Source organism: Spirulina sp. CCNP1310, from assembly GCF_034932185.1.
GTDB lineage: Bacteria > Cyanobacteriota > Cyanobacteriia > Cyanobacteriales > Spirulinaceae > Spirulina.
Genome location: NZ_JAYGHW010000019.1, coordinates 19,636 through 35,262, shown reverse-complemented (window position 1 = coordinate 35,262; position 15,627 = coordinate 19,636). Strand labels below are relative to the sequence as shown.

At 52.7% G+C, this 15,627-nt stretch carries 28 protein-coding genes; all 28 read right to left on the bottom strand.

Features of this window, described 5'->3' with window-relative positions; genetic code table 11:
• Nucleotides 1–109: 109 nt before the first annotated feature.
• The 28 genes from VB712_RS06785 to rplV all read right to left on the bottom strand — a co-directional run bounded on the left by VB712_RS06785 (nucleotide 110) and on the right by rplV (nucleotide 15,617).
• Nucleotides 110–1,009 carry a GDP-mannose 4,6-dehydratase gene (locus VB712_RS06785; RefSeq protein WP_323253434.1) on the bottom strand — a complete coding sequence of 300 codons (900 nt, stop codon included), beginning with the start codon at nucleotides 1,007–1,009 and terminating at the stop codon, nucleotides 110–112.
• 297 nt (nucleotides 1,010–1,306) lie between these two features.
• Complete coding sequence (locus VB712_RS06780) at nucleotides 1,307–1,813, bottom strand: N-acetyltransferase (protein ID WP_323253432.1); 507 nt, start codon at nucleotides 1,811–1,813, stop codon at nucleotides 1,307–1,309.
• 10 nt (nucleotides 1,814–1,823) lie between these two features.
• On the bottom strand, nucleotides 1,824–2,918 hold the full coding sequence (prfA, locus tag VB712_RS06775; RefSeq protein WP_323253430.1) for a peptide chain release factor 1: 1,095 nt from the start codon (nucleotides 2,916–2,918) through the stop codon (nucleotides 1,824–1,826).
• 74 nt (nucleotides 2,919–2,992) lie between these two features.
• Nucleotides 2,993–3,232, bottom strand: coding sequence for a 50S ribosomal protein L31 (gene rpmE, locus VB712_RS06770; protein WP_323253428.1), 240 nt, complete (start codon nucleotides 3,230–3,232; stop codon nucleotides 2,993–2,995).
• A 41-nt stretch (nucleotides 3,233–3,273) separates the two neighbouring features.
• Nucleotides 3,274–3,702 (bottom strand): 30S ribosomal protein S9, encoded by a 429-nt coding sequence (gene rpsI / locus VB712_RS06765; protein ID WP_323253426.1) that lies wholly within the window; start codon nucleotides 3,700–3,702, stop codon nucleotides 3,274–3,276.
• Between the two features lie 12 nt (nucleotides 3,703–3,714).
• The gene (gene rplM, locus VB712_RS06760) at nucleotides 3,715–4,158 is read right to left on the bottom strand and encodes a 50S ribosomal protein L13 (protein ID WP_416236280.1); all 444 of its coding nucleotides are present in this window, start codon (nucleotides 4,156–4,158) and stop codon (nucleotides 3,715–3,717) included.
• Nucleotides 4,159–4,169: 11 nt separating this feature from the next.
• Complete coding sequence (gene truA, locus VB712_RS06755; RefSeq protein WP_323253438.1) at nucleotides 4,170–4,973, bottom strand: tRNA pseudouridine(38-40) synthase TruA; 804 nt, start codon at nucleotides 4,971–4,973, stop codon at nucleotides 4,170–4,172.
• Nucleotides 4,974–4,981: 8 nt separating this feature from the next.
• On the bottom strand, nucleotides 4,982–5,344 hold the full coding sequence (gene rplQ, locus VB712_RS06750) for a 50S ribosomal protein L17 (protein ID WP_323253422.1): 363 nt from the start codon (nucleotides 5,342–5,344) through the stop codon (nucleotides 4,982–4,984).
• 45 nt (nucleotides 5,345–5,389) lie between these two features.
• A complete protein-coding gene (locus tag VB712_RS06745; RefSeq protein WP_323253420.1) occupies nucleotides 5,390–6,331 on the bottom strand; it encodes a DNA-directed RNA polymerase subunit alpha in 942 nt (313 codons plus the stop codon).
• A 60-nt stretch (nucleotides 6,332–6,391) separates the two neighbouring features.
• On the bottom strand, nucleotides 6,392–6,784 hold the full coding sequence (rpsK, locus tag VB712_RS06740; protein WP_323253418.1) for a 30S ribosomal protein S11: 393 nt from the start codon (nucleotides 6,782–6,784) through the stop codon (nucleotides 6,392–6,394).
• A gap of 48 nt (nucleotides 6,785–6,832) precedes the next feature.
• Nucleotides 6,833–7,213 (bottom strand): 30S ribosomal protein S13, encoded by a 381-nt coding sequence (gene rpsM, locus VB712_RS06735; protein WP_323253416.1) that lies wholly within the window; start codon nucleotides 7,211–7,213, stop codon nucleotides 6,833–6,835.
• Between the two features lie 69 nt (nucleotides 7,214–7,282).
• Nucleotides 7,283–7,396 carry a 50S ribosomal protein L36 gene (gene rpmJ, locus VB712_RS06730; RefSeq protein ID WP_015178722.1) on the bottom strand — a complete coding sequence of 38 codons (114 nt, stop codon included), beginning with the start codon at nucleotides 7,394–7,396 and terminating at the stop codon, nucleotides 7,283–7,285.
• Between the two features lie 98 nt (nucleotides 7,397–7,494).
• Nucleotides 7,495–7,719: a translation initiation factor IF-1 gene (gene infA / locus VB712_RS06725; RefSeq protein ID WP_006276978.1), complete on the bottom strand. Its 225-nt coding sequence runs from the start codon at nucleotides 7,717–7,719 to the stop codon at nucleotides 7,495–7,497.
• 49 nt (nucleotides 7,720–7,768) lie between these two features.
• Nucleotides 7,769–8,323 carry an adenylate kinase gene (locus VB712_RS06720; RefSeq protein ID WP_323253411.1) on the bottom strand — a complete coding sequence of 185 codons (555 nt, stop codon included), beginning with the start codon at nucleotides 8,321–8,323 and terminating at the stop codon, nucleotides 7,769–7,771.
• Nucleotides 8,324–8,364: 41 nt separating this feature from the next.
• Nucleotides 8,365–9,699: a preprotein translocase subunit SecY gene (gene secY, locus VB712_RS06715; protein ID WP_323253409.1), complete on the bottom strand. Its 1,335-nt coding sequence runs from the start codon at nucleotides 9,697–9,699 to the stop codon at nucleotides 8,365–8,367.
• A gap of 104 nt (nucleotides 9,700–9,803) precedes the next feature.
• Complete coding sequence (gene rplO, locus VB712_RS06710) at nucleotides 9,804–10,253, bottom strand: 50S ribosomal protein L15 (RefSeq protein ID WP_323253407.1); 450 nt, start codon at nucleotides 10,251–10,253, stop codon at nucleotides 9,804–9,806.
• A 38-nt stretch (nucleotides 10,254–10,291) separates the two neighbouring features.
• The gene (rpsE, locus tag VB712_RS06705) at nucleotides 10,292–10,816 is read right to left on the bottom strand and encodes a 30S ribosomal protein S5 (protein ID WP_323253405.1); all 525 of its coding nucleotides are present in this window, start codon (nucleotides 10,814–10,816) and stop codon (nucleotides 10,292–10,294) included.
• Nucleotides 10,817–10,842: 26 nt separating this feature from the next.
• A complete protein-coding gene (gene rplR, locus VB712_RS06700; RefSeq protein WP_323253403.1) occupies nucleotides 10,843–11,205 on the bottom strand; it encodes a 50S ribosomal protein L18 in 363 nt (120 codons plus the stop codon).
• Between the two features lie 3 nt (nucleotides 11,206–11,208).
• Complete coding sequence (gene rplF, locus VB712_RS06695; RefSeq protein WP_323253401.1) at nucleotides 11,209–11,751, bottom strand: 50S ribosomal protein L6; 543 nt, start codon at nucleotides 11,749–11,751, stop codon at nucleotides 11,209–11,211.
• 33 nt (nucleotides 11,752–11,784) lie between these two features.
• Entirely contained in the window at nucleotides 11,785–12,186 is a 402-nt protein-coding gene (rpsH, locus tag VB712_RS06690) for a 30S ribosomal protein S8 (RefSeq protein WP_323253399.1), read from the bottom strand.
• Nucleotides 12,187–12,218: 32 nt separating this feature from the next.
• Entirely contained in the window at nucleotides 12,219–12,764 is a 546-nt protein-coding gene (rplE, locus tag VB712_RS06685; RefSeq protein ID WP_323253397.1) for a 50S ribosomal protein L5, read from the bottom strand.
• A 49-nt stretch (nucleotides 12,765–12,813) separates the two neighbouring features.
• Complete coding sequence (gene rplX, locus VB712_RS06680; protein ID WP_416236278.1) at nucleotides 12,814–13,170, bottom strand: 50S ribosomal protein L24; 357 nt, start codon at nucleotides 13,168–13,170, stop codon at nucleotides 12,814–12,816.
• Entirely contained in the window at nucleotides 13,170–13,538 is a 369-nt protein-coding gene (gene rplN, locus VB712_RS06675) for a 50S ribosomal protein L14 (RefSeq protein WP_323253395.1), read from the bottom strand. The genes rplX and rplN overlap by 1 nt, the downstream gene beginning before the upstream one ends.
• Nucleotides 13,539–13,567: 29 nt before the next feature.
• Nucleotides 13,568–13,816 carry a 30S ribosomal protein S17 gene (rpsQ, locus tag VB712_RS06670; RefSeq protein WP_323253393.1) on the bottom strand — a complete coding sequence of 83 codons (249 nt, stop codon included), beginning with the start codon at nucleotides 13,814–13,816 and terminating at the stop codon, nucleotides 13,568–13,570.
• A complete protein-coding gene (gene rpmC, locus VB712_RS06665) occupies nucleotides 13,806–14,054 on the bottom strand; it encodes a 50S ribosomal protein L29 (RefSeq protein WP_323253391.1) in 249 nt (82 codons plus the stop codon). The genes rpsQ and rpmC overlap by 11 nt, the downstream gene beginning before the upstream one ends.
• Entirely contained in the window at nucleotides 14,054–14,473 is a 420-nt protein-coding gene (rplP, locus tag VB712_RS06660; protein ID WP_323253389.1) for a 50S ribosomal protein L16, read from the bottom strand. Before rplP ends, rpmC begins: the two co-directional genes overlap by 1 nt.
• A 52-nt stretch (nucleotides 14,474–14,525) precedes the next feature.
• The gene (gene rpsC / locus VB712_RS06655; RefSeq protein ID WP_323253387.1) at nucleotides 14,526–15,245 is read right to left on the bottom strand and encodes a 30S ribosomal protein S3; all 720 of its coding nucleotides are present in this window, start codon (nucleotides 15,243–15,245) and stop codon (nucleotides 14,526–14,528) included.
• A 9-nt stretch (nucleotides 15,246–15,254) separates the two neighbouring features.
• Nucleotides 15,255–15,617 carry a 50S ribosomal protein L22 gene (gene rplV, locus VB712_RS06650; RefSeq protein ID WP_416236279.1) on the bottom strand — a complete coding sequence of 121 codons (363 nt, stop codon included), beginning with the start codon at nucleotides 15,615–15,617 and terminating at the stop codon, nucleotides 15,255–15,257.
• Nucleotides 15,618–15,627 lie beyond the last annotated feature (10 nt).

The following is a 15,627-nucleotide window of genomic DNA, read 5'->3' as shown; positions in this document are numbered from 1 at the left end:
TGCTGGAGTTCAGCCTGCGTTTGGGGAGTCATGGGTCAAAGGTGGTCAACAGTGTCTAAATTATGTAGGCTTTTGAGGAGGAATTGTAATGAGTATATTTACTCATCTCCTAATTGAGATGCACCCCATCTAAGTCTGTTTCTGCTGTCCATCCTAAACTTTCCTTGGCTTTACGACAATCAAAGTAACTCATACGAATATCGCCTGGACGCTTAGGAGATCGGACAACTTCTACCTCATGCCCAACTGTTTTCACTAACTTATGGTACAAAGTATTAACGGAGGTACTTTGGCTCGTAGCTATGCAATATGCTTCCCCATCTCCCTTGAGCATAGCTAAAACATTAGCGCGTGCTACGTCTTGCACATAGACATAATCCCTTTCCTGTTCACCATCCCAATCGATGTATACCTTTTCGCCCTTTAGCATAGCTCTAATAAAGATGGCAACTACACCAGCTTCACCAGTTGGGTTTTGGCGTGGGCCGTAGACATTACCATAACGTAACGAGGTAAAACTAAGGCCATATACCTTTTGCCAGAAGCGAAGGTAATGTTCGCTTGCGGTCTTGGTAATACCATAAGGCGATATCGGATTTTGTATGGTGTGTTCATTGATAGGAACTGTTGTCACCGTGCCATATGTTGCTCCTGATGAAGCAAAAATAATCTTACGAGACTTGAAATGTGTGGCACATTGTAAGAGATTGAGCAACCCCAAAATATTGACCTGAGCGTCATATTCTGGATCATTAATTGAAATGCGAACACTATGTTGTGCAGCATGATGGCAAATAACTTCTGGTTGTTCTTTCTCAAAGACTGTGGCTAGGGCTGGACTACAAATGTCTATTTCATAGAACTTAGCTCGAGGGTTAATATTCTTTATTTGTCCTCCGCCGTGTTTCCACAAATTATCTACTATAGATACTCGATGTCCTGCTTCTATCATAGAATCAGCTACATGCGAACCAATAAAGCCAGCACCTCCCGTGACCAAAACATTCATTAACCAACTCCTTGACGAGTATCAGCGAGCTAACTGTGTATTTAGACTACATACCTATGATACACTTGCTGTAGGTGTTTTAACTGCCTAAAAATAGACACTCCAGTAGGAATTTCTCGCATAATGAGAATTGCTGGGTTCAACTCCGGTATCTTAGGCATTATCCCGCAGTTGCGGGACAATACCCTATTTGGGGGACTTTATACCGCAGGTCATACCATGGAAGTGCCTCAACCGCCCAAACTTCTCGATCACCTCCGCCAAGCCATCCGTACAGGGCCAGGTCAAAACCTGAAGTTAGGCCCGCGCACTGAATGCCTCGTGGAACGTCACCACCCCACAGGGTAACGATGGGCCAAAGGGCAAGACCTGAAAATACTCCGGCGGCACACCCGGCAGCAGCAAGCCGGAATTAGGCTTAAAGCCAAATCGCGAATAGTATGCTGGATCTCCCACTAAGGCGCAGCCCGCCGCGCCCCGCTCCTGTAGAAGACCCAGAACAGCCTCCATGAGGAGGGAACCGATCCCCCGCCTTTGTAGCTCCGGCCTGACGGAAATCGGGCCAAGTCCGTACCAGCCCCCAGAACCATCCGAGATTGTAACTGGCGATACCGCCACATGACCCACGACTTCGCCATCCTGTTCAGCCACAAGCGAGATGGTCAGAGATCCAGCCCTACGCAAGGCATCAACAATGAACTGTTCCGTGTGCGCCGTGTGCGGTGCATTGAGGAACGCAGCGACCGTTACGGCATGGATGGCCGCAACATCTGAAGACAATTCCTGGCGTATAACTGGTTTCATGAATCCTCCCTTACTCGGTTGCATTGGCCAACTGCTCCAGCCGCTCCTGCTGATCCTGGGAGATACAAGCCTCCATCACCTGATCAATATCCCCATCGAGGATATTCGCCAGCGTGAAATTTTGCCCTAAGCGATGATCGGTGATCCGGTTGTCTTTGTAGTTGTAGGTGCGGATCTTCTCCGATCGCGCCCCCGTACCCACCTGCGATCGCCGCAAGGAAGTCACCTCCTCCTGCCGCTCCTGGAGTTTAATATCGTAGAGCTTCGCCCGGAGGATCTGCATCGCCCTTTCCCGGTTTTTCAGTTGCGATCGCTCCTCCGTACAAAACACGCGAATTCCTGTGGGTTTATGGAGTAAATCCACCGCCGTTTCTACCTTGTTGACGTTTTGCCCCCCCGCACCCCCGGAGCGGGCCGTGGAAATTTCCAAATCCTTAGGATCGATGAACACTTCCACCTCATCCACCTCCGGCATCACCGCCACCGTTGCCGTTGAAGTGTGGACACGGCCCCCGGCTTCCGTCACCGGAACCCGCTGCACCCGATGCACCCCGGCCTCAAACTTGAGTTTGCTATAAACGCGATCGCCTTGAATTTCCAGCACTGCCTCCTTAAAGCCCCCCATTTCTGCCGGGGATTCACTCACCAAGGCCACTTTCCACCCTTGGGTATCGGCATAGCGGGAATACATCCGCAACAAATCCCCCGCCCAAATACTGGCCTCATCGCCCCCCGTACCGGCACGGATTTCCAACATGATGTTTTTCTCATCATTGGGATCACTGGGGAGGAGTAGCACCTTTAGTTGCGTTTCCAATCGGGTAATTTCCGCCTCCAGGGCCTGCACTTCCCCTTGAGCCATGGCCAGCATTTCTAGATCGCTTTGGGATTCCTTAACGATCTCCTTCGCGCCGACTAATTCCTCGGTGGCTCTTTTCCAAGCATCGTAGGTGATCACCGTCTGCTCCAGAGAAGACCGGGCCTTGGCCACCCGCTGGAGTTCGTCAGGGTTTGTCACCACATCCGGGTCAGCTAAACGCAGGGAAAGCTCGTTAAACGTTTGTTCAACGGATTTGAGTTTATCGAGTAAATAGGCTTCAGCCATCACGCCCCTCAGTTCAATCAAAATACAACAAACCCAGCAGAAATTCTGCTGGGCAAAAAGTGAGCCAAAATCGGCTATTGTTCGTCGGTTTTAGCGGCTGCGTTGGTATCAAACATACCAAACTTACGCATGAACCGTTCAACCCGGCCCTCGGTATCAATAATTTTCTGGGTTCCGGTGTAAAAGGGATGATTTCCTGACCAGATTTCTACATGAATTTCTGGCTTGGTGGAACCAACGGTCATGACAACTTCACCGTTGCAGATGACCTTGGCTTCGGGATACCAAGTGGGGTGAATATCGGGTTTAGGCATGGTCTTCCTGTGCAGACAGTAGCAATAATAACAAAAAAGTTTTAGCGTTTGGAGAATTGGGGAGCTTTACGGGCTTTCTTCAAACCGTATTTTTTCCGTTCCTTCGCTCTGGGGTCACGGGTTAAATACCCTTCAGACTTGAGGGGGGAGCGGTTGGCGGGATCCAGTTGGCAGAGCGCACGGGCCACGCCGAGTTTAACGGCATCGGATTGACCAGTGAGACCGCCACCGTGGGCCCGGACTAACACATCGTATTCCGCTTCTAAACCTAAGGTTTCTAAGGGAGCTTTGACGCTGGCTAAGTAGCTGGGGTTGTAGTTGAAATAGTCATCACCGGCGCGATCGTTGACTTTGATCTGACCTGTACCGGGGACGAGACGGACACGGGCCACGGAACTTTTGCGGCGGCCAGTGCCCCAATAGACGGCGCGATCCGCGCCAGCGTACTTATCGCCTGTTTCAATCGGCATAGTGGAATCCTCCTAGGGGGTGGTTTTTAGGGTTAAAACTTCCGGCTGCTGGGCGGTTTGTTTGTGGTTGGGCCCCGCATAAACCTTGAGGTTGGTGAACAGTTTGCGACCGAGGGAATTTTTCGGCAACATCCCTTTCACGGCTTGCTCAATGATCCGCTCTGGAATCCGGGCTTGCAGGTGGTTGAAGGTTTCGGTCTTCATCCCACCGGGGCGGCCGGAATGGCGACGGTAAAGTTTTTGGGAACCTTTGCGGCCGGTGACGACGACTTTTTCGGCATTGACAATAATGACGTGATCGCCGGTATCCATGTGGGGGGTGAAACAGGGTTTATTTTTGCCCCGCAGGATTTGGGCCACTTCGCTGGCGAGTCTGCCGAGACGCTGGTCAGCGGCATCGATGACATACCATTTGTGCTCTAGGGTTTCAACGTTGGGTAAAACAGTTTTTTCGATCATGGGGTGCTTTAGGGGTTGAACATAAAAAGAGGTTGGGTGTCATACCAGGTTTCGCGGGGAAAGGGGCTGTCGGGATAGCCCACCCTGAGGAGACATAGCCCTTGGGCGGGGGCGGCGTACTTCACCAGTTCCCGCCGTTGGTTGACCCAAATATCTGTAAAATTTTCTGGCGATCGCGTGCCGTTGCCCACTTCGAGTAATAGCCCAATTAATAAGCGTACCATGCCGTAGAGAAAGCCGTTGGCTTGAATCTCCACATGGAGGAAGGGGCCCCGTTGGTAACATTGCACATCCTGAATCTCCACCCAGGAATGGGAGCGGCTTGAACCGGCCCGATGAAAGGCGGCTAAATGGTGGCGACCCAACAGGGGACGGAGCACAGCGGTCATTTTGTCCAGATCTAAAGGGGCATGATAATAATGCCAACAATAGGGTTGAACAAAGAGGTTCGGGCAAGCATCGGTATAGAAGCTATAGCGGTAGCGTCGCCACAGGGCGGAGAAACGGGCGTGCCAGGTGGGGGGAACCGCCGCCGAAGCGCGGATGTTGATATCCCCCGGCAGGCGACCATTGAGGACTTTGGCCCAACGGTGGGGGGGGATGGGACTGGTGACTTGAAAATGGGCGATCTGGGCGGCGGCATGGACTCCGGTATCGGTGCGCCCTGCCCCGTGGACTGTGACGGGTTCCCCGGTGAGATGGGCGATCGCCCCCTCAATTTCCCCCTGAACGCTGCGGTGGTGGGGCTGACGTTGCCACCCATGGAAATGGGTTCCCAAATATTGGATCACCAACGCCACCCGCTGCACCATTGTCACTGTTAGGCCCCTTCGCCCACCAGTTCAATAATCGCCATTTCCGCATTATCCCCTTTGCGCCGCACGGTGCGGACAATGCGGGTATAGCCGCCATTGCGCTCCCCATAGCGATCCTTAGCCTCGGCAAACAGGGCATGAACTAAATCTTTATCGTACAGATAGCCCATGGCCCGACGACGAGCAGCTAAAGAACCATCCTTGGCCAGCGTGATCATGTGATCCGCCGTGGTGCGGACAGCTTTGGCACGGGCTTTGGTGGTTTTAATTTGGCCATTGCGGATCAGAGCCGTGGTGAGCGATCGCAACATCGCTTTCCGTTGATCAGCAGGCCGTCCCAATTCGGGAACCCGACAGCGGTGACGCATAACATTTTCTCCAGATAGAGTTCAAATCATCAACAACAATAAAACCTAGGGCTTTGATTTTTCCTGAGGCAACGTAATCCCCAGCCGTTGCTGGAGGGCTTCAATCACCTCTTCGGCAGACTTTTGACCAAAGTTTTTAATTTCCAGAAGATCCTCCTGGGAATAATCAAGGAGATCCGCCACGGTATTAATTTGGGCCCGCTTCAAGCAGTTATAGGCCCGCACCGATAGCTGCAATTCCTCAATGGGAATTTGACTGGTGGGGTCTTCATCCTCCTGTTGATCCTCCTGAATCGCCTCCAGGGTGAGATCCTTCAAAGGATTAAACAATTCCACCACAATTCCCGCCGCTTGGGAGAGGGCTTCTTCCGGCTTAATACTGCCGTTCGTCCAGATATCCAGAACGAGGCGATCCTTCGACATCGAGCCATCGACTAAGGCATCTTCCACTTCATAATTCACCTTACTGACGGGCATAAACACCGCATCAATTTGCATGAAATCTAGGGAAGTGGCTTCCTCGCGACTGCGGTCAATGGATTGATACCCCTTGCCCCGCTCAATGCGAAACTCCATTTCCAAACGGGCCCCAGCGGCCAAGGTGGCGACATATTGATTTTTATCCACCACTTGGACTTCCGAAGGAAGATCAAATTGTCCTGCGGTCACAGTGCCTGGGCCGGTGGCCACTAAACGACCAATTTGCGGCCCGGTGGCAAAGGACTGAAACACTAACTCTTTCATATTGAGTAAGATTTCCAGGACATCCTCGCGCACCCCCGGAATTGTGGCAAACTCATGGTTCACCCCAGCAATGCGCACCGCTGTCACCGCCGCTCCTTCCAGATTGGCCAGTAGCACGCGCCGCAGAGCATTGCCTACGGTTGTTCCCTGACCCCGTTCGAGGGGTTCAAGAACAAACTTACTGTATTGACTTTGATTTTTGTGTGTTTTGGACTCAACACACTCAATTTGAAACTGTATCACGCCGTACAAACTCCCTTCCTTAGCCGTTCTCTCAGGTTTCCCACTTGGATGATAATTCCGTTAAACCCGACGACGTTTCGGTGGCCGACAACCGTTGTGGGGAATGGGGGTGACATCGCGGATGAGCGTAATTTCCAAACCCGAAGCTTGGAGGGCCCGGATTGCGGTTTCTCGACCGGCTCCGGGGCCGCTGACCATGACTTCGAGTTGGCGCATCCCCTGTTCAATGGCCCGTTTAGCGGCGCTATCGGCAGCGGTTTGGGCGGCAAAAGGAGTGCCTTTCTTAGCCCCTTTAAAGCCACTAGAACCACTGGAGGCCCAGGAAATAACATCCCCTTTGGTATCGGAAATGGTCACAATTGTATTGTTAAAGGTGGAGGTGATGTGAGCCACGCCATTGGGAACATTGCGCTTTTGCTTTTTTGTTCCACCTTTTTTGGTTGGTCTTGCCATAGTTGAAATGGATGAGTTAAATCAGGAATGGGGGCAATCAGAAGGGGCTTATTTCTTCGCTGCTTTCTTCTTACCGGCAACGGTAAGACGGCGGCCGCGACGGGTGCGGGCGTTGGTGCGGGTGCGTTGACCCCGCACGGGTAATCCTTGACGATGGCGACGGCCACGGTAGGTGCCGATGTCCGCCAATCGCTTGATGTTCATCGATTCGAGGCGACGTAAATCCCCTTCGATTTGATAGCTCTTTTCAATATAGGCACGGAGGGCGGTCACGTCCTCATCGGCAAGATCCTTAACGCGGGTGTCTGGGTTAACGCCAGTGGCGGCAAGGATTTCATGGGAACGAGACAGACCAATGCCGTAGATATAGGTCAGGCCAATTTCGATTCGTTTATCTCTGGGTAAGTCGATACCCGCAATTCGTGCCACGCTTGTTTCTCCTGTGCTATCTTGGTGCTCAAGTTAATGGGATGGATAAAGGAATGGGGTTGCCGTCGCTTAACCCTGGCGCTGTTTGTGCTTGGGGTTTGTGCAGATCACCATTACCCGGCCTCGTCTGCGGATGACGCGGCACTTCTCGCAAATTTTCTTTACGGATGCTCTAACTTTCATGGTGGCTTAGGTCATATTGCAAGCTTTTCATTATATCAAGGCAGGTGCTTGGGAGCAAGCACAAAGGGGGAAGTTGGGCAAGATTCTCTGGCAAAAGATTATTTTTTGCGCAGTCGGTAGGTAATTCGCCCTTTGGTAAGGTCGTAGGGGGTGAGTTCAACTTTGACCCGATCGCCGGGCAAAATTTTGATGTAGTTACGGCGAATTTTGCCGGAAATATGGGCAAGGACGTTAAATCCATTGTCCAGATCAACGCGAAACATGGCGTTGGGCAAGGATTCCGTCACCGTGCCTTCCATTTCAATCAGGTCTTGTTTAGACAAACTATTTGAGTCCTCTCTTGACGAATAGGCTAAAGGGCGCAGCAACTGGTTAAGCATTAACGAGTTCCTGGAGGGTTGCCCCGACGGCATCGGGGCTGCGATCGCCATCGACAATATGGAGACCGCGATCGCGATAAAACTCGATCACGGGGCGGGTTTCTTGGTGATACACATCCAAGCGATGCCGGATCGTCGTTTCATTGTCGTCTTGACGTTGGCGACCGAGTAAACGGGAAACCAACACCTCTTCGGGAACGTTGAGGCTAATTACACAAACCCCGTCTTGATTCAACTCCCTGAGGAGTCGATCCAAGAATTCCGCTTGACTGACATTGCGCGGGAAGCCATCAAGGATCCAACCAGATGCCGTATCGGGTTGTTGGAGTCGTTCGCGAATCAGGTCGAGGATCAGGCTATCGGGTACGAGATCCCCCGCATCCACATAACTTTTTGCCTTTTGTCCTAGAGGAGTTTGTTGGGCGATCGCCCCACGAATGATCTCCCCCGTGGAAATGTGGGGAATGGCGGCCACCGTGGCCAGACGTTCAGCCTGGGTTCCCTTCCCAGCCCCAGGGGGGCCCAAAAAAATTAGTCGTTTACTCATGGAGCGATCGCCCTCCACCCATTAACAATCGTGATCATGGTTTACTTTTTCACCATCCCTTCATACCGCTGTGAAATCACATAGGTTTGAATTTGCTTTGCCGTATCAATGGCTACCCCCACCAAAATCAGCAGCGACGTTGCCCCCAAACCCCGGAGGGTTTGAATGCCCAACGCACTTTCTACCGCAGTGGGAACCGTAGCCACCACACTCAAAAACGCCGCCCCCAGGAACGTCAAGCGATTAATCACCCGCTCCAAATATTCACTGGTGGCCCGCCCTGGCCGAATCCCTGGAATACTTGAACCCATCTTTTTCAAGTTTTGGGACATATCCACAGGATTGACAATTAACGAAGAATAGAAATAACTAAAGAACAAAATTAAGGTGAAAAACACCAACACATAAACCCAAGGCGTAGGGCCGTCCATGCGAATCGCATTGGAAATTGGCCCTAAAACTTGATTAAATTGCCCTAAAATCCCTTCCTTCCCTTGGGTAAACTGCACCAAAGAAGCGGGCAAAAATAACACCGCCGAGGCGAAAATAATCGGCATTACGCCGCCCTGATTTAACCGCAGGGGGAGATAGTTTGTCCGTTCACGGTAGAGCCGTCGCCCCACCTGCCGCCGCGCCGAAATAATCGGAATCCGCCGCGTCCCTTCTTGCACAAACACAATCCCCACAATCATCAACAGGAACGACAGCAACAGGATAATCACCTTGGCAATTTCATCCCGGCCCCCCTGTTGAGCCACCCCCACGGTTTGGCCAAGAATCGTCGGTAACACTGCCACAATATTGACAAAAATCAACAAAGAAGCCCCGTTACCAATGCCCCGCTCCGTAATCAATTCCGACACCCACATCACAAACATTGAGCCAGCGGTAAAGGCAATCACCGTTTCCGCAAAAAAGACCGGCCCAGGGTGATAGGCATAATTTTGAATCCAGGTGGTGAGCATCACACTTTGGAGCGCCCCCCAACCCAGAGCCACATAGCGGGTAATTTGGGAAATTTTCCGCCGTCCGGCTTCCCCTTCATTTTTTTGGAGATTTTCCAAAGAGGGAAGCGCCGCCGTCAACAACTGCATGATGATCGAGGCGTTGATAAAGGGCAAAATTCCCAGGGCAAAAATCCCTAAGACCGATAGCCCCCCACCGGAAAATACATCCAGGAACCCGATTAATGGTGTGTTTTGCACTTCCTCCTTGAAGCGATCGAGGGCAATCCCCGGAATGGGAATATAAACCCCTAAACGCACCAAAATAAGTAGGCCAATCGTGACCAACAGACGACCCCGCAGGCCAGCGGCCTGGGCCATCTGCATAAATGTTTCCTGTGCCGTTGGTGTTTTATCGCGGCTGACGACCATGCAGGCTTACCTCACTGATAAATTAGCTACGAGGTGGGGGGCGATGGGTACGCTGTCGCGGCTCGCCTCAAACTCACCCCAAAAAATCCCTGATCTAGTATGACTTACGCCGTCACGACTTCACAACTGCCGCCCGCCGCCTCAATCTTTTGCCGCGCCGAAGCCGTAAAGGCCGCCGCCTTCACCGTCAAAGCCACTGACAGTTCACCATCACCCAGCATTTTTAAAGGGCCATCGTTAGATGTAACAATGCCACAATCCATCAGACTCTCTAAATTGACTTCCGTACCAGCAGGCAAATCCGCCAGACGTTTGACGTTGATCACGGTGTAAACCTTCGGGTTGATCACCGTAAAATGCTTTAACTTAGGAACCCGACGATAAAGGGGCATTTGTCCCCCTTCAAACCCCGGTTTTGTCCCCGTACCGGAGCGAGATTTTTGCCCCCGCATCCCAAAGCCACAGCTTGCGCCTTGACCGGCAGCAATCCCGCGACCCACACGACGACCCCGCTTTCTCGATCCCTTTTGGGGGATAGCATCATTAATTTTCATCAGTATCTCTCCAGCATCATTGTTGGTGCGTTAGCCATTTAGCTATAAAGCTTTTCAATGGGAATCCCCCGTTCCTGGGCCACATCCCGGAATGTCCGGAGCGTTTCCAAGGCATCCACGGCGGCACGAGCATTATTCAACGGACTGCTCGACCCCAATTGTTTGGCGAGAATATTCTTCACCCCGGCCAGTTCTAATACAGTCCGCACCGCACCGCCAGCAATTACCCCCGTACCAGGAGCTGCTGGGCGGATCATCACCTTTGCACCACCCGCCACACCTCGGGCAGGATGGACAATGGAATTCGCTTTATTGAGGGCTACATCAATCAGTTGTTTTTTGCCATCGGCGACCCCCTTGCGGACGGCCCCGATCACATCGGCGGCTTTACCCACACCGACCCCCACTTTGCCCTGTTCATTACCAACTACAACAATGGCCCGGAAGCTGAGTTTTTTACCCCCTTTGACCACCTTGCTCACGCGGCGAATCTGAATTACCCGCTCTTGAAAGGGTTCTTCTTTTTTCGTGCGATTATTTTTTTTGCCTTTTGTTTTTGCCATCGTTACCTGTGCTGAAGATAGGACTGTTAGAACTGAAGACCGGCGGCGCGAGCGGCCTCGGCCAAGGACTTAATGCGACCATGGTAGAGGTTGCCACCTCGATCAAAGACGACCTGCTCAATTCCTTTGGCTTTAGCCCGTTCGGCAATTAACGTCCCCACTGAAACAGAAGCATCACAGTTAGCTCCGGAGGCTAGAGTGGGCCGTAACTCTTTATCTAAACTGGATGCAGCAACGAGGGTATGCTGTTGCACGTCATCAATCAGTTGGGCATAAATATGATTATTGGAGCGGAACACCGCCAAGCGGGGGCGGCTAGCCGTACCACTTAATTTTCTGCGGAGCCGTCGATGGCGACGTTGGGTTTGATCTTTACGATTAGTTTTCATGGTTTATTTTTTCCCTGACTTACCAGCTTTACGGCGCACCACTTCGTCTTTATAGCGAATGCCTTTGCCCTTATAGACTTCTGGGGGACGGACAGCGCGAATTTTGGCGGTGATATTGCCGACGATTTCTTTATTAATCCCCCGTACTAAAACTTGGGTATTTTTTTCAATCACTTCAAATTCCACGCCTTCCGGGGGTTCAATTTCCACCGGGTGGCTATAGCCAACATTGAGAACGAGGGTTTTACCCTGCATTTGGGCGCGGTAGCCGACCCCTTGAATGATCAGGTGTTTCTGAAAGCCACTGGAGACTCCTTCAATCATGTTGGCGATCAGGGTGCGGGAAAGACCGTGCCGTTCACGGGCTTTCCGGCTTTCGTTGTGGCGCACCACGTTGATCGTGTCGCCTTCGTGGTGGATATCCACCATATCGGGCAAGCTCCGCGCCAATTGGCCTTTGGGGCCTTTGACAGCAACGTGATTGCCGCTGATCTCAACGGTGACTTTGTTAGGAATCGTGATTGGGCGTTTTCCAATCCGGGACATTGCTTTTACTCCGAGGTTGGGAATGAATGGGAATTACCAGATGTAGCAGAGGATTTCACCACCAATGCCACGTTGGCGGGCTTCGCGATCGGTCATGATGCCGCTGGAGGTGGAGATGATCGCAATGCCAATGCCGCCGAGGACGCGGGGCAGTTCTTTGCGGTTTTTGTAAACCCGTAAACCGGGTTTACTGATCCGTTTGAGGGTGTTGATAATCGGTTTGCGGGTCCGTCCAGCATATTTGAGGGAGAGGGTCAGTTCTTTTTTGACCCCTTCTCCCCCTTCCTCGTAGTCAGCGATGAAGCCTTCTTCCTTGAGGACTCGCGCGATATCGCGGGTCATGCGGGTGGATGGGACGGTGGTGGTGCTATGTCGGACGGCTCCAGCGTTGCGGATGCGCGTCAGCATATCGGAAATTGTGTCGTTGGCCGCCATAAGCGTGATTGTTCCTCCTGCGTAACGGGGTTCTATTGGTTCCGGAAGGGCATGCCCATTTCTTTGAGTAGGGCGCGACCTTCTTCGTCGGTGGTGGCGGTGGTGACGATGGAAATATCCATGCCGCGAATTTGATCGATACTGTCGTATTCAATTTCGGGGAAAATTAATTGCTCGCGCACCCCTAAGCTGTAGTTGCCACGGCCATCAAAGCTTTTTGGGCTGATCCCTCGGAAGTCACGAATCCGGGGCAGGGCAATGCTGATCAAACGGTCTAAGAAAGCGTACATCCGGTCAGAACGGAGTGTGACCATCACGCCGACGGGCATATTTTCGCGGATTTTGAAGCCGGCGATCGCCTTACGGGCGCGGGTAACAACGGGCCGTTGACCGCTAATGGTCGCCAGTTCCTGGAGAGACGATTCTAAGGCTTTGGCATTTTGCGAGGCTTCCCCTAAGCCTCGGTTAATTGTGATCTTATCCACCTTGGGGACTTGGTGAATATTGGTGTAGCCGAATTGCTCCTTGAGTTTGGGAACAATGATGTCTTGATAGCGTTGTTTCAGAGGTTGGGTCATGGTAATGAGGCAAACTGGGCTGGGTCAGGTTGCACGGGGGTGAAGGGAATTAATCGATAATTTCGCCGGTTTTTTTGAGGACGCGCACTTTGCGCCCCTCTTCGGTGACGGTGTAGCCCACACGGCTCGCTACTTTTTCCTTGGTGGAATAGAGCATGACGTTGGAACTATGGATCGGGGCTTCAAAGGTGTCGATGCGACCGGATTCCCCTTCCTGTTGGGGTTTGACGTGTTTGGTGCGAATATTCACGCCTTTGACGATGATTTTGCTGGTGCGGGGCAGGGAGCGCAGGACTTCCCCGACCTTGCCCTTGTCTTTGCCGGAGATCACCTGGACGGTATCGCCTTTTTTGACGTGCATTTTTTGCGCTTTGATCGGAGCGCTCCGTTGGATGCGTTTAGCCATTAGATAACCTCCGGTGCCAAGGAGACGATTTTCGTGTAGTTGCGATCGCGCAATTCCCGCGCTACAGGGCCAAAGACCCGCGTCCCTTTTGGGTTGCCATCGTTGTTAATGATCACCGCCGCATTGTCATCAAACCGGATCGTCATGCCGCTTTCCCGGCGCAGGGATTGCTTGGTGCGGACAATCACCGCTTTGACCACATCGGATTTTTTCACGCCTTGGTTGGGGATCGCTTCTTTGACAACGGCGATAATTTGATCGCCAATGCCACCGTAGCGGCTGTTCCCTTTCCCCAAGACCCGCAGACACATCAGCTTACGAGCGCCGCTGTTGTCTGCCACATTGAGATAGGTTTGTTGTTGAATCATGGCTCTTGTTTAAACCAGGGAAGGATGGGTTATTGGGGGGTGGCTTCGAGAATTTCCGCCACCGTCCAGCGTTTGGTGCGGCTCAGGGGGCGGGTTTCTTGGATCCGGACGCGATCGCCTTCGTGACAGCGATTTTCGTCATCGTGGGCCTTATATTTCTTCGTTTTAACGACAATCTTGCCGTATTTGGGATGGGGAGCACGGTTTTCAACGGCGACCACCACCGTTTTATCCATTTTGTTGCTCACCACTAACCCAACAAATTCTTTAACTGCCATGGTTGATCTCATCCTCAGTCGTTGCGGTTGTCTCTGCCTTGGTTAACTCCCGTTCCCGCTCGACGGTCAAGAGTTGGGCAATCCAATGGCGGGTATGTTTAAATTCGTGGGTTTTTTCGAGGCGACGGGTCGCTTGTTGCAAACGCAGTTCAAACAACTTGCGCTTGGCCGCCAAAATTTCCGTCCCCAACGCTTCATCACTTAACTGACGAGCGTCAGCAATCTTGGGTAAGGGCATTAGGTCTCGATCTCCTTGCGCGTCACAAACTTCGTTTTAATCGGTAACTTTTGAGCCGCGAGACGCATCGCTTCCCGGGCCACTTCTTCCGTGACACCGCTCATTTCAAACATGAGCCGGCCCGGTTTGACGACGGCGACCCAAAATTCTGGGGAACCTTTCCCGGAACCCATCCGGGTTTCAGCGGGGCGCATCGTCACGGGCTTATCGGGGAAAATCCGAATCCAGATTTTCCCACCCCGACGGACATAGCGGGTCATGGCACGCCGAGCGGCCTCGATTTGGCGAGCAGTAATCCAACAGGGTTCAATCGCTTGCAGGGCATAATCTCCAAAATTGAGGGTCGTCCCCCCCTTGGCAAGGCCACGCATCCGGCCCCGTTGCTGCTTGCGGAATTTTGTTCTTCTGGGACTTAACATAATCGGCGGGTGTTAATCGTAAACAGCACTGGCAATAGACAAGTCTGAGCCATTATTCAGAACGGTCTTCAAACTGGCGGTTCCGGCGTTTGCGGCGATCCGGTTGAGCCGGGGTTGCGGCGGCTAATTCCTCCTGACCGGGGATAATTTCGCCCTTAAAGACCCAAACCTTAATCCCTAAAATGCCATAGATGGTTTTAGCAGTACGGTAGGAATAGTCAATATCCGCCCGCAGCGTGTGAAGAGGCACACGGCCTTCTCTCGTCCATTCTGTCCGGGCAATTTCCGCCCCATTGAGGCGACCCCCCACTTGGATTTTGATCCCTTGGACTTCCGCCCGTTGGGCCCGTTGAATGGCTTGGCGCACCACCCGCCGGAAGGAAACCCGACGCTCTAATTGCTGGGCAATATATTCGGCAATTAAAACGGCATCGGCATCCACCCGGGCCACTTCAATCACATTGACACGGATTTGGCGTGTGCCGCCGAGGAGTTGCTGTAGCCCTAAACGGAGGGATTCAATGCCGCTGCCGCCGCGACCGACGACAACCCCGGGCCGGGCGGTATGGATTTCCAGATCAATTTGATCGGCCTTGCGCTCAATGCGCACGTCGGAAATCCCGGCGTTGTTGAGGTTGTCTTGGACGTAGGCGCGGATTTTTTGGTCTTCCTGGAGCAGTTCCGGATACCGCTTGCGATCGGCATACCAGCGGGAGCGGTGTTCTTTGATGATCCCCAGGCGGAATCCGGTTGGATGTACTTTTTGTCCCATGTGTTCCTCTTATGCGTCGTCTAGGGCGGGGGCTACGGCCACGGTGATGTGGCAGGTGGGCCGATGGATTTGGTAGGCGCGGCCTTGGGCCCGGGGCCGGAAGCGGCGCAGTTTGGGGCCTTGATCGGCGTAGGCGCTGCTGATCACCAGGGTGCTGGGGTCAAGACCATCGTTATGCTCGGCGTTAGCCACCGCTGACCGCAGCACTTTCAAGATCGGCTCACAGGCGCGGTAGGGCATAAATTCGAGGATGATCAGGGCTTCGCGGTAGGAACGCCCCCGGATTTGGTCGAGGACCCGCCGCACTTTGTGGGGGGACATCCGGATGTAGCGGGCGATCGCCTTCACTTCTAGATTAGTGTCTGCTGCAATCATGGTTCTC